The organism is Fortiea sp. LEGE XX443 (assembly GCF_015206815.1).
Classification (GTDB): domain Bacteria; phylum Cyanobacteriota; class Cyanobacteriia; order Cyanobacteriales; family Nostocaceae; genus Nostoc_B.
Map to the genome: position 1 here is coordinate 92,864 of NZ_JADEXZ010000001.1, position 12,894 is coordinate 105,757.

Sequence of the window (12,894 nt, forward strand, 5' to 3'; positions counted from 1 at the left end):
CGAACCTTGCGATCGCTATTTTAATTTTTGGTATAGCAGTAGCCAAGGCAGTTAGGACATCGGTCAATAATAAAACTCATGCACTAAAAGACTTTTAACCCTGTCACCTGTCACCTGTTCCCTGTCACCTGCTATACATGGCATCCTATATCGCTTGTTTGCTGTTTGGGGTGACGGAAGCTTTGCTGTTGCGAATACAGGCTTTGAGTGCGAATATTCCTTACCAGTTTCTAATTATGTTACCTGATGATTAGCATTTCTGGGATTAGCTGGTAAAGCCTCACCTCCAAAGGCTTTGGGCGTTCTCTATCTTCCAGAAAATCGTAAAATCGAGTAAACACTATAGACCTCTTGAGAAAAATTTATACTTGCTATAGTTGCAAACAACACTTGACGAAATGTACACTTTTAATCATGATGTTTGCTTGATAGTGTCTCTAGCTTGTTTTTGTCTACCCTCAACTTCAGCATAGACAATCAACCTAGTGAGCCATACACGAGCTAATCCATCTCAAGCCGCATACAGCCGCGTGAAGATAACCTCGTACAACCCTCAAAATATTTACCAGAGAACACAACCTCACTTTTCGCGGGGTCATTCTTAGGCTGAAAATGTAGAACTTGGGTACGTAGTTTTTATTTAAATGTGACTTGTTGTTTATGAATAGACAGCCACTAATTTTAGTTGTAGAAAAAAATTTACAGAATTTAGAACTGCTAAATTATTGCCTTAAAGCATTAAATTTTGATTGTATTTGTGCTAAACAAGGAATAAGAGCTTTGATATTAGCACAAACACATCAACCTAATTTAATCATCTTAGATATGATGATTTCTGATATTAGTAGCGGTCAAGTTATCGATTATCTAAAGCGAGAGCAAAAAACCGCAGGAATTCCCATCATTACAGTTATTCCTGGGTATCTCATACATAACTCCGAACGCCTCCTTTTAACAGGTGCCGATGACTATCTCGCTAAACCCTATGATTTTAGTAAATTAGAAGTCGTTCTGTCTCGCCATCTCACTCAGCCAAATTCTTTAAGTTTGCTTTAGGAATAGATTCAGGATTACGCACTTCTGGTATCTGTTGTAAAACCACAATTATCCCAGTACGACCTGTTGCTAAATTTGTATTAGTCATCAGATCAAGTATTGGTTTGCCAATCACTTCCTCAATTAAATCTTGCAGTTGCGGTTTAATAATTTTGTCTAAAAATAAACGTACTTGCTCGGCTAAGTTTTCATAGCCTCCAGATATCAGCGTCACCTCAACTTGGGTAGCAGCTTTTTCTAAAGAAATGACCAATTCTGTATCAAAAAAATGGCAAACGACTTGGACAGGACGTTGCCCTAATTGTTCACTATATAAAGCACTGATACGCTGTGCAATTTCTCTTTCAAGTTGTCCAATGGTTGGGTATGACATTAGTCAGTATGTACGCTCTAGCGATTTCCTCTAAATTTAGTAATAGTTGACTATAAAACCAATTTATATTGATTTTTATTGCATAATTTTATTATATCACATATAACATTATCCTTAAATAATCAATATCAAAATAGATTTGATTTTTATCCAATCTGGCTTTATTAAACATAAATTACGCAGATGAATAACCGAAGATTTATAAATCAATAATTACCTAAGCTATGCTCATTTTAAAATAAGTATGACACTTTCGTTTATTTGTGTCTATTTACTTATAAGCTAATACAGTTTAATCCAGACTTTTTGGTTAAAAATATCTAGGGTTGATAAAATTTAAACAAAACTTGTTACTTCCACAAATCAGTTGGCAAAATCAGCCAAATTATCTTAGGCATAGCTATGAGAAAAATAATAGTCAAGAAACTAAACCTTGCTCTCTACTTATAGATATATGTAAATATTTAACAAAATGCCAGTTATCCCCTGTACCAGCATCTAAATAACAAACTAACAATTGCCAAATTGAACTTAGCCGTTGCTTGTTGCAAAGGCGTTAGTCTGGCTAACAGATGATTCAATTTTGCCAAACGCGCCACACCTTGGGCTTCAAAATGCCGCTAACGACCAATGAAGCGAAATTTGCAAATCTAGGTACTTGTAACGCATCACCTCAATCACATAAGTTGCTAAATAGAATTCACGACACACATTGTTTCCCTGTTCTCTCCCTTCATCTGGGTTTAAGTAGTATTTTGATGAATTATTAATCACTCAGTATTTGTCAACTATCTAGAGTAAGTTTTCTTTTCTTAAATTTCTGTTTTTTAATGGCTAATTGTTTACAAATTTATTATGTAGAGTTTCGGAGTTCCAGTATTAGTTAATACAATTGATTACACAAAATTTGCTGATAATTCATACTGATGCGAGATAAATTTAAAGATGACTTTAAACATGACTTAAGAGATAATTTTGTGCGAAAGTTATTACTAAGATAAAAACACTAATCTCCAATTTTCTCAAATTCATGGATTCTTTATCAATCAATTCCTTACTTGAAGATTTGAAAAACCCTAATGCCTTAGTTCGGGAACAAGCAACTAAGAAACTATGGCGGATTTGGTTTCAGCAAAAGGGAATTCAGGGGCTGGAAAAAATCGACCAAAGTCAAAAATTGCTGGATGCAGGTAAAACCACTGAAGCCGAATCAGTGTTAACCAAACTGATTAAAGAACAACCTGATTTTGCCGAAGCATGGAATCGCCGCGCTTTTCTGTATTACAGTGTCGGTAAATATAAAGAATCTCTGGCAGACTGTCAAATGGTCATCCAGATTAATCCCGTGCATTTTGGAGCATTGCATGGTATGGGCTTATGTTATGCCGCTATTGGACAGTACTTGGATGCTATCAAAATTTTCAAACGCGCTTTAGCAATTCAGCCTTTCTCTTTGGTAAATCAAAAATTAATTTTAGAATGTACACTCAGACTGAGTTAAAACTTTCTTTTGTTCTCTGAATTTGTTACCACCCTCAACAACAGTGATTCATCGCCTTCTTCGCCGCCAGTTTATTCAGTATGCTTCCGCTTGCATGGGTAGCAGCAAGCAAGCTGCTTGCACCAACAGTAGCCAACCAGCAAATTCTAATTCATAGTTAGATAAAGTCAGCTTTGGGACAAACTGGTATGCACAAGCAGAACACGGCGGATTTTATCAAGCGATCGCTACTGGTATTTACCAAAAGTACAGTTTAGATGTCACCATTAAAATGGGCGATCTACAAGTACCTAGCGGCACTCAGTTGTTAGTAGGGGGTGCAGTTAATTTTTTCATGGGATATGGCATCAATGCTATTAACGCCATTGCCCAAGAAATCCCCAAAATTACCGTAGCGGCAATCTTTCAGAAAGACCCGCAGTGTCTTATCGTCCATCCCAACACAGCAATCAAAACTCTTGCAGACCTCAAAGACAAACCAATTTATGTCTCTGCGGCAGCAAATGTCACCTATTGCCACTTCTCAAAGTTAAGTATGGTTTTACAGACGACCAAAAACGCCCCCACAACTTGAATCCTGCACCTTTTTTGGTAGATAACACTTCAGCACAGCAAGGCTATATCACCTCAGAACCCTACACCGTTGAAAAATATGGCGTTGCTGAATTTAGGGATGAAATAATGAACCGCAAAGTACGCAAAGAAGAGGTTTTGAGAGATAAATATAAGAAAATCATCCCGCATTTATGCAACACCAAAAATATTAAGTAAGTGGCACGAAAGCGCCGTCCAAAACAAAACTAAATTTTTAAAACGCACAGGAACACAAAGGAAAGCGCAGAGGTACGCTGAGAATTAATCTCTCCGCGTTACTTTGCGTGAACTTCCCCGTTACTTTGCGCTAAAAAAAGAAAAGTTATGCACAATATCAATTTAGAGAATCTCCGCACTGCTTTTGCAGATATAGAAACCATCATTGACTCCCACCAAGTAGCCAAATTATCCCAGGATTACCACACCTTCAGCCCCGTCCTCGTACCCAAACTTGCTGGTAAAGTCGGAGATATTGTGGTGCGTCCTGCCAATGAACAAGAAGTGTTCAAAGTCGCAGCTATCTGTGCAAAATTACGTATACCTGTAACTGTGCGCGGTGCGGGAACTGGGAATTATGGGCAATGCGTACCGATGCACGGCGGCGTAATTTTAGACATGACAAAGATGCAGGAGATTCTCTGGGTAAAACCAGGAGTAGCACGGGCAGAATCTGGGGTCAAATTAGCAGCTTTAGATAAAAAAGCACGAGAAATTGGTTGGGAAATGCGGATGGCTCCTTCTACATACCGTACAGCCACCATTGGCGGGTTTATCGCTGGTGGAAGTGGTGGAATTGGATCGATACAATACGGGTTATTAGGCGATCGCGGCAATCTTTTAGGACTGCGCGTGGTAACTTTAGAAGATGAACCCCGTGTGATTGAACTGCGCGGTGACGATGTGCAGAAGGTAAACCACGCTTGGGGAATTAACGGCATTATCACCGTAGTCGAAATTCCACTTGCCCCTGCTTATCCTTGGGCGGAAGTAATTGTCAGCTTTGACGATTTTATGACAGCGGCAAAATTTGGTCAGTCTCTAGGTAATGCCGATGGCATAATGAAAAAATTAATTGCTATCTTTGCATCTCCAATTCCCCAATATTTTACTGCCCTGCACCAATATATTTCTGAAGGTACTCACCCAGCATTTTTGATGGTTGCGGAACCAAGTTTAGAATTATTACCCGGTTTGGTGCAGCAATATGGCGGAGAGATTACCTATCAAAAGCCAGCACAGGAAGCCGGTAAAGGCATAAATTTGGCTGAATTTACCTGGAACCATACCACCTTGCACGCCAGGACTGTAGATACTTCGATTACTTACTTGCAAAGTATTTTTCCTGCCGACAAAGCTTTGGAATTGGTAGAAGAGCTATATCATCATTTTGGTGATGAAGTGATGATGCACTTAGAATTTATTCGCGTCAATGGTAGGGTAATTCCTGCTGCTTTACAACTTGTGCGCTACACCACCGAAGAACGCCTAAATGAAATTATTCACTACCACGAAGCTAAGGGCGTGTTTATTGCCAATCCTCACACTTATATTATTGAGGACGGCGGTAGAAAAGTAATTGATCCTGAGCAGTTAAAATTTAAAGAAATGGTTGATCCTTATGGATTGATGAATCCTGGTAAAAGTAAGGTATTAGAATTCAAAAGCCATAATTAACTTGTTATCTTTGTAAAATTAAATTAACTGTAGTGGTGTGTTGTCGCGCAGCGCAACGCACCGTCAGCAATTCAAGGTGCGTTAGCCTACGGCATAACACACCCTACAAATAATTTATATTTCTTCATATACCTGGAATTTTTCTTACCAACTTACTTACGACAGATAAAATACAAAGCCAGGTGTATTGATGTTTGAACAAGCGTTACACCAACAATCAAACTGGACGGCACTCAGACAAAATATCGTGCAGTTTCACGACTGAACCAATCACCGCGATCGCCGGAGCTTCAAATCCAGTTTTTTCAATTTGCTCTATAATCGTCCCTAACTGACCAATTAATTCTTCTTGATCGGGTCGCGTACCCCAGCGCACTAAAGCAATCGGTGTTTCTAAACTCAAACCTGCTGCTGTAAACTCTTCGATAATGTGCGGTAGATTGTGAATGCCCATGTAAATTACAATCGTCTCAGAACCGTGGGCGATCGCTTGCCAATTTACTTTCGGTTTATATTTACCTGCGGCTTCATGACCTGTTACAAAAGTCACTGACGAACTATACAGTCGATGGGTTAAGGGAATCCCAGCATAGGCTGGCGCGGCGATTCCCGATGTAATTCCCGGCACAACTTCTACAGGTATGCCAGCTTTAACTAATTCTGCCATTTCTTCGCCGCCACGACCAAAGATAAACGGATCACCGCCTTTGAGTCGCACCACTATGGCATGATCTTGAGCTTTATCAATTAGTAGTTGCGTTGTTTCGTCTTGTAATAGTGAATGTCTCCCCATCCGCTTACCAGCGTTAATTTGTTCGGCGTGGGGATTAATCATTGCCAAAATTGCCGGACTCACTAAGGCATCATAGATAACTACATCGGCACACTCTAGTATACTTTTACCCTTGAGGGTCATTAATCCGGGATCTCCTGGCCCTGCACCGACTAAATAAACTTTTCCGAAATTTTTCTGCCTTTCTTGTTCTGTGCAGTTCATTTATTCATCAAATCCCAAATCAAATCGGCTAACTCTGCACTTGCTCCCAAAGGTTGAGCTAATTGGAAAGTCACAGCAGGAAATTTTAATTTTAGCGCCTCTGTTCGTTGAGCGATCGCATCGGTTATGCCACCTGCGAATAAAAAATATGGCAAAATCGCAATTTTTTCCTGGCCAGCCGCCACCAACTCTTCTACTTGCGATTCTAAACTAGGAGACACAGACCAGTAAGCAACTACAGCACCCAAATTTACCGCCATAGCTTCTACTGGTTGCTGAAAGCCAGAACGACGGCTACCGTGTGCTAATAAAATCCATCTATCTGTTGGGATGGCTGTCATTTGCTTGGCAAATAACATTGTTAAACCAAGGTGGCTACCTAAATGCGGTTGTAACTCAATGATCATATCCCTACCCATAGCTTGTTGTGCTAGTGCTACTTCTTCAGGGATTTCTTGCATTACATGGACTCCCGGTAGCAGAAATAGCGGGATGATTATTAAGCTATTACATCCAGCAACAACAGCACTATGAGCAAATTCTTTAATTTGGACGTGCAAAGCTTCAGGACGCGTTTCTAAGTAAGCTAAACCTACTAGCTTTTTATCTGATGAGTAACTTTGCTGTTTTTTGTCGATTAACTCTTTCAATTGCTGCAAAGCAATTTCTGGACGTGGATCACGGCTTCCGTGAGATACCAGCAGGTACGCAGATGACATTGGTAAAGGTGTAACTCTTGCTAATTAAGCTTAATCCTAGATGTAAGTAGGCCGGTGTTAAAAATTGTCGTTATGACAAGGCAGGAGGCAGAGGGCAGAAGGGAAGAGGTTTTCTAGCTACTTTACTTTCCGTTACATAGTTCGGTTTATTTGCACCTTTCTACTTAAATGTTAGTAAAAATGATTGGGTGTTGCATAATTGTGATGTTGGGATTTGCATTAATAATAATCACCGTGTCTTTGCGTATCCGTGTCAGCCTCAATCCTCTCAGTATTCAGCAACGCCGATTATTGCTGTTCGGCGCTGTAAGTATAAAAGTTATTAAATGCTCCCACCGTTTCAAATTTGTAACCAGGTAGCCAAGTTCCCAATGTTAAATCTGTACGATACACACTAAACAACAAAAAGTCCTGCCTGTCCGTCGTTTTAGAAACCACCTCTCGGATCTGCGGATTGGTTGAATCAACTATTTTGTTACAACTTGAATTTAGTAAATTTTCTATTAGCTTAGATGTTTTTTTACACACATCACTTTTTAAGTATTCTGTCAGCCGATCTACCGCATACTCTTCATATTTATCTTGAGTGGGATTGGTTTGGGACATTGCTACGCCAGCTACAGCTATACTTGTAGCGATCGCAAATGCCATAATAGTTAAGAGTTTCATATTTCTCTCCGTCATACTCTGATAGTTATTAGAGTCCCTGGACTACACATTAGTAAAGTCCCTTCCTCTTAAAATATGCTTGATCTATCACTAAAAAGGTGCTATGATGAGGAATCGATAAGTCAATGGCGAGCGTAGCCAAGTGGTTAAGGCAGTGGTTTGTGGTACCACCATTCGTGGGTTCAATTCCCATCGTTCGCCCTGAATAATACAACTTACAAAAGACCGTAGCTATTAACCGGAATAGCTACGGTCTTTTGTAACTTCTACCCCTAATCAAAAAAACTTTCTGAGCGTTTTTATCGTTACAAGTATACCGAAAAGTATTGGGTTCGATTCTTTCTAATCAAATCAAACTTTCCATTGCTTGTTGTAAATCATTTGTGAAATCAGCAACAGCTTGCTTTGCACCAGCACGACTTTCTTTATATGCCGAATAACGCTCAGATATAGATATCGGTTGCCCAATAGTAATCTTGACTCGCTGTTTACCTAATTGTGGACGCGGAAAAGATTTATCACCTTTAATTTTGGCAACCATCTGCCATAAAATTAAAGTTGTTTCGGCAAACCTTTCGACTGTTGGCTTTGCTTTTATATAGTTGCCGGAAACTGCAACGAAACTTTCTACTAAACGCATGTGCCACATTCTCGCATTGGCTTCTTCAGCGACGCGATCGCCTAACGCTCTTTCTACAGACGATAATGCTTTTATATCCTTAAAATCTTCTCTAAATATATAATTCCAACCAGCTTGTTCTACCCGGCGACAACGGTCAGTAAAATTTCCTTTCGGTTGCAAGTTAAAATATTGCTCAGATATTTGTAATGCTGCATTTAATAAAGCTTGCAATCGTAATGCTAGGGCTTCATTTCTATCTTTAATTTCCCCGACAGTTTGAGCATCAGCCAGCTTTTGATGATAAAAGCGCGTGTAAAATTGCTCCATTAAAGATAATAAATGTTCTGCCAAACTTAACAATCGTGGATAAAGTAACTCCATTGAAGCAATATTATCTGTCCTTCCCGCATTCACAGGCAAACCACTAGCAGCTTCCAACTCACTTAATAATTGCGCGACCGCACTCCACGGCGCAGCAGTATAACTATATTTAATCCCAACTGGTACAATTAAAACCTGTTCTGAGCGTCCGGCTTTTTGCAAATCTTCCGCGCACCAAAAGCCTAACTGAGCAATACCGGGTTCCAATGGGCTGATAATCTCTGATAGTCCATTTGTTGCACCCTCCGGCGCAGCAGCCATCGGGAATTTACCATTGGCGAACAAATCACGCGCCGAACGCAACCCTGTCCAGTCAGCCTTACCGCGTTGGATAGGAGTTCCACCCAACCGCGAAGCTACCCAACCAGCATAAGAACCAGCCCATAAAGGAATGCCGCGATCGTAGATAAAATGAGCATGAATGGGAGACTGTAATGCTATACCCTGTTCTCGTGCTACCTTCGGCACAAGTTGAGACAGCAAGTAGCCCAAACAAAAGGGATCATCTACTTTAGGATGACGAAACGCCAACAAAAAGCGAATTTTACCTTCCTGAAACTGGCGATAAGTATCCGCTAAAACTTCTACATTCTCTGCTTCAATTTGGGAAATAGCAGTTTGCCATTGTATCCAACTAGGTAGAAACGTGTGAACAACTCGTAAAAATAAAGGATTGAATGCTGGCGGAATAAATTCCAGAGGTGGCTGTGCTTGATAAAGTACGTCTGACAAGGTAAGGTTCTCCTGAAGTAGTAATAGGAAGGCGGAAGGCAGGAGGCAGAAGGCAGAAGGGGATATGAAAATTAACTAATGACCAAGCACTTTATACTTCACACTTCATACTTCATACTTTAGTTGACATAAAGATTTGCAATTTGGAAAAGGACTAAACGATGCGACTGTCACAAATGTTATTCGTTACACTCCGGGATGATCCTGCTGATGCAGAAATTCCCAGCCATAAGTTATTACTCCGTGCAGGGTATATTCGTCGCATCGGTAGCGGTATTTATGCTTATCTCCCGTTCATGTGGCGGGTATTGCAAAAGGTTTCTCAAATTGTGCGGGAAGAAATGAACGCCACAGGCGCACAAGAATGTTTGTTACCCCAATTACAACCGGCTGATTTATGGAAAGAATCAGGACGTTGGGATACTTACACCAAAGCTGAGGGAATTATGTTTTCCCTAATCGATCGCCGTGAGCAACAATTAGGATTAGGGCCGACTCATGAAGAAGTCATCACAGCGATCGCTCGTGATATGATTCGCTCTTATCGTCAGCTACCGCTACATCTCTACCAACTGCAAACCAAGTTCCGTGACGAAATTCGCCCCCGCTTTGGTTTAATGCGCGGACGGGAATTCATCATGAAGGACGGTTATTCTTTCCACGTCGATGAAGAAAGCCTGAAAAAAACCTACCAAGATATGTACCAAGCCTACAGCAACATGCTACGGCGGGCTGGGTTGGCATTTCGCCCTGTGGAAGCTGATTCTGGCGCAATTGGTGGTTCTGGTTCTACAGAATTTATGGTGTTGGCAGAAGCTGGGGAAGACGAGGTTCTCTACACCGAAGATGGTAAATACGCCGCCAACGTCGAAAAAGCCGTTTCTCTACCTGCGGATGCAGAAGCTTCACCGTTTACCAACTATGAGAAAAGGGAAACACCTGGAACCGACACGATTGAAAAACTCTGTCAATTCTTGAAATGTTCTCCCACCCAAATTGTTAAAACCGTTCTATATCAAACAGTTTATGACAATGGGTTAACTGTGTTGGTTTTGGTAAGTATTCGCGGAGATCAAGAAGTCAATGAAGTCAAATTACAAAATGAATTGACTCGGTTAGCAGGTAACTACGGCGCAAAAGCAATCATTTCTTTAAATGTACCCAGTGTGGAAACTCAACAAACCTGGGCGGCGAAATCTCTACCTTTAGGTTATATTGCACCGGATATTGGTGACGAATATATTGCTGGTAACAAACAAGTTCACGCTAAGTTTGTGCGGTTGGTAGATAAAACCGCAGTTGATTTAAAAAATTTCGTCACAGGCGCGAATGAAACTGGTTATCACGTTGTTGGTGCTAATTGGAATGAGCAATTTAAGCTACCAGAAAGTGTAGTAGATTTTCGTAAAGCCAGACCAGGCGATCGCGCTATCCACAACCCAGAACAAAGATTAGAAAGCGCTCGTGGCATCGAAGTTGGTCACATCTTCCAATTAGGCACAAAATATTCCCAAGCGATGGGTGCAACGTATACCAACGAACAAGGGGAAGAAAAACCTTTGGTTATGGGTTGCTATGGTGTAGGTGTGTCGCGTTTGGCACAGTCAGCTGTTGAGCAATCTTACGATAAAGATGGGATTATCTGGCCTGTAGCGATCGCACCTTATCATGCGATCGTCACAATTCCTAACATTAATGATGCCCAACAAGTGCAAGTTGCCGAAAAACTTTACAGTGAACTCAATCAAGCCGGCATTGAAACATTATTAGATGACCGTGATGAACGCGCCGGAGTTAAATTTAAAGACGCTGATTTAATTGGCATACCTTATAGAATTGTTACGGGACGCGCAATCGCCAACGGTAAAGTTGAAGTGGTAGAAAGAGCAACTCGTCAATCTCAAGAAATTGCTATTGATGAAGTTATAACTACGCTTAAACAATGGATTACATCAGCAATAGAAGTTAAAAATTAAACGCCAAAAAATACATAGGAATAATACTGGCAGTAGTTTGCAATTGAATGCAACATAACTTTTAAAGTTAGGGAAAAAGGTAATAGATGACAATTCTGTTCCTTGTCACCTGTCACCTGTTCCCTGTCACCTAATTGTTAATAATTTCCAAAATCTCACGAAACAATCAGATTTATAGAATTTGGCAGATGACGGATTTAAAGCGCAAATTCTAGAATTAGAGAAGGAATCTCTAAAATAAGCGATCGCACTATTTAGGCTGATATAGCCATGCTTTAAATCTCTGGAAACTCTCTAGTTGTTAGTATCGTCCATAACCAGGCTGCTCTTCACATAAAAAAATATCTCAGCCCTCAGTCAGGAAGGTTTTTAATTATGAATGACCAACAAGGATCTAATCGGATATCTTCGGGTGTAATAGCAGCCGTCTCAGCGTCCGTTATTGCAGTTAGTGGTGGCGTAGCTTGGTTTGCTTCCCAGTCCAACAAAACTCCTGTACCATCAAATTCTTCAAATCCCTCTCAAACTATCCAAAAACCAGGACAGCCATCAACTGCTACTCAGCCAAATGAAAAACCTGCTCAAGTTTACTGGCTAAAACCCCAAAACAAAAATATTGCTTTGGCTCCCCAACCAATTGAAGTAGCAGCTAACCAACCTAATGTAGCCTTAGAAAAAGCTTTCCAAGCTTTGTTAGAAGGGCCAAGTAAAAGTACAGATTCCACAACAACAATTCCCAAAGGAACTAAGCTACTGGGGCTGAGAGTCAAAGGTGATGAAGTACATGTTAATCTATCGGATAGCTTTACCAGTGGTGGTGGTAGCACCTCAATGGTAGGTCGTGTAGGACAAGTTGTTTACACAGCCTCAAGCTTAAATCCTAAGGCCAAGGTTTATATTGACGTGAATGGTAAACCTTTGGATGTGTTAGGTGGTGAAGGTGTAGAGTTGCAACAACCCTTGACGCGAGAAAGCTTTGATAAAAATTATCCGCTTTAGTCAATTTTAGTCAAAGGTCAAAAAGAAGGGTGTGGAGGTTAGGGTGTCGGGTGTCGGGGAAATTAATGGGGGCTTGTACCCTATTAGCTCCGAGGTGGGGTGTACAAAAAGAAAGTTTTTTCTTCTCTCTTCACACCCCACACCCTACACCCTAGTTTTGGTCAATCCCAATGACAAATGACCATTGACAAATAACTTAAAGTTTGGTATTCAGAATACGAAAATTACGAGCTTGCTGTTCTAACCTTGTGGCGAGGCGATCGCATACCTGATTACACAACTCAAAAATCATTTCATCTTCCACCCGGTAGTAAGCGCAAGTTCCTTCACTGCGACGGCTAAGGATTCCTGCTTGCCACATTACCTTCAGGTGTTTCGAGACATTTGCCTGCGAAGTATGTGTTGCCTCTACCAATTCTTGTACGCATTTTTCCTCATCCCGTAATAAGTGCAGCAGCCGCAGACGCATCGGCTCACTTAACAGGCTGAAATATTCGGCTACTTGTTGCACCACTTCCGGCGGTACAGGCAACGCTTGTTTCATCAGGAATGACCCGTAAAAACACACAAGGTTAACAATTACTCATTTCATATATAGATT

Annotated in this window: 13 protein-coding genes, 1 tRNA gene and 1 pseudogene; 9 read left to right on the forward strand and 6 right to left on the reverse strand. The window is 40.8% G+C overall.

The annotated features are described in order from the left end of the window. Positions 1-137: 137 nt before the first annotated feature. Positions 138-337, forward strand: a pseudogene (locus tag IQ259_RS00430) (ABC transporter permease); the annotation flags it as partial. Between the two features lie 323 nt (positions 338-660). Then, complete coding sequence (locus tag IQ259_RS00435) at positions 661-1,056, forward strand: PleD family two-component system response regulator (RefSeq protein WP_193879198.1); 396 nt, start codon at positions 661-663, stop codon at positions 1,054-1,056. Here IQ259_RS00435 and IQ259_RS00440 read toward each other — a convergent pair. Then, on the reverse strand, positions 1,025-1,429 hold the full coding sequence (locus IQ259_RS00440) for a DUF2294 domain-containing protein (RefSeq protein WP_193879201.1): 405 nt from the start codon (positions 1,427-1,429) through the stop codon (positions 1,025-1,027). The genes IQ259_RS00435 and IQ259_RS00440 overlap by 32 nt on opposite strands. Before the next feature lie 1,030 nt (positions 1,430-2,459). Between IQ259_RS00440 and IQ259_RS00445 the strand changes: the two genes are divergently transcribed. The 4 genes from IQ259_RS00445 (at position 2,460) to IQ259_RS00455 (ending at position 5,198) form a co-directional block, all read left to right on the forward strand. Further along, the gene (locus IQ259_RS00445; RefSeq protein ID WP_193879204.1) at positions 2,460-2,930 is read left to right on the forward strand and encodes a tetratricopeptide repeat protein; all 471 of its coding nucleotides are present in this window, start codon (positions 2,460-2,462) and stop codon (positions 2,928-2,930) included. 235 nt (positions 2,931-3,165) lie between these two features. Next, a complete protein-coding gene (locus tag IQ259_RS26970; protein ID WP_339383864.1) occupies positions 3,166-3,504 on the forward strand; it encodes an ABC transporter substrate-binding protein in 339 nt (112 codons plus the stop codon). Further along, the gene (locus IQ259_RS26975; protein ID WP_228014262.1) at positions 3,501-3,701 is read left to right on the forward strand and encodes a hypothetical protein; all 201 of its coding nucleotides are present in this window, start codon (positions 3,501-3,503) and stop codon (positions 3,699-3,701) included. The genes IQ259_RS26970 and IQ259_RS26975 overlap by 4 nt, the downstream gene beginning before the upstream one ends. A 147-nt stretch (positions 3,702-3,848) precedes the next feature. Continuing rightward, entirely contained in the window at positions 3,849-5,198 is a 1,350-nt protein-coding gene (locus IQ259_RS00455; protein WP_193879207.1) for an FAD-binding oxidoreductase, read from the forward strand. A 217-nt stretch (positions 5,199-5,415) separates the two neighbouring features. Here IQ259_RS00455 and cobA read toward each other — a convergent pair whose 3' ends face one another. From cobA to IQ259_RS00470, 3 genes are all read right to left on the reverse strand, one after another. Further along, positions 5,416-6,195 carry a uroporphyrinogen-III C-methyltransferase gene (gene cobA, locus IQ259_RS00460; RefSeq protein WP_193879210.1) on the reverse strand — a complete coding sequence of 260 codons (780 nt, stop codon included), beginning with the start codon at positions 6,193-6,195 and terminating at the stop codon, positions 5,416-5,418. Next, complete coding sequence (locus IQ259_RS00465) at positions 6,192-6,914, reverse strand: sirohydrochlorin chelatase (RefSeq protein WP_193879213.1); 723 nt, start codon at positions 6,912-6,914, stop codon at positions 6,192-6,194. Before IQ259_RS00465 ends, cobA begins: the two co-directional genes overlap by 4 nt. A 288-nt stretch (positions 6,915-7,202) precedes the next feature. After that, positions 7,203-7,583, reverse strand: coding sequence for a DUF4359 domain-containing protein (locus IQ259_RS00470; RefSeq protein ID WP_193879216.1), 381 nt, complete (start codon positions 7,581-7,583; stop codon positions 7,203-7,205). 128 nt (positions 7,584-7,711) lie between these two features. On the opposite strand from IQ259_RS00470, the gene IQ259_RS00475 reads away from it, so the two are divergent. Then, a tRNA-His gene (locus IQ259_RS00475) sits at positions 7,712-7,784 on the forward strand. Positions 7,785-7,929: 145 nt separating this feature from the next. Here the strand turns inward: IQ259_RS00475 and IQ259_RS00480 are convergent. After that, the gene (locus tag IQ259_RS00480) at positions 7,930-9,318 is read right to left on the reverse strand and encodes a 1-acyl-sn-glycerol-3-phosphate acyltransferase (RefSeq protein WP_193879219.1); all 1,389 of its coding nucleotides are present in this window, start codon (positions 9,316-9,318) and stop codon (positions 7,930-7,932) included. 161 nt (positions 9,319-9,479) lie between these two features. Here IQ259_RS00480 and IQ259_RS00485 point away from each other — a divergent pair, with 161 nt between their 5' ends. Beyond that, entirely contained in the window at positions 9,480-11,294 is a 1,815-nt protein-coding gene (locus tag IQ259_RS00485; protein WP_193879221.1) for a proline--tRNA ligase, read from the forward strand. Between the two features lie 375 nt (positions 11,295-11,669). Then, a complete protein-coding gene (locus IQ259_RS00490) occupies positions 11,670-12,293 on the forward strand; it encodes a GerMN domain-containing protein (RefSeq protein WP_193879224.1) in 624 nt (207 codons plus the stop codon). Between the two features lie 196 nt (positions 12,294-12,489). On the opposite strand, the gene IQ259_RS00495 is transcribed toward IQ259_RS00490, so the two are convergent. Next, positions 12,490-12,837, reverse strand: a complete 348-nt coding sequence (locus tag IQ259_RS00495) for a helix-turn-helix transcriptional regulator (RefSeq protein ID WP_193879227.1) — start codon at positions 12,835-12,837, stop codon at positions 12,490-12,492. Positions 12,838-12,894 lie beyond the last annotated feature (57 nt).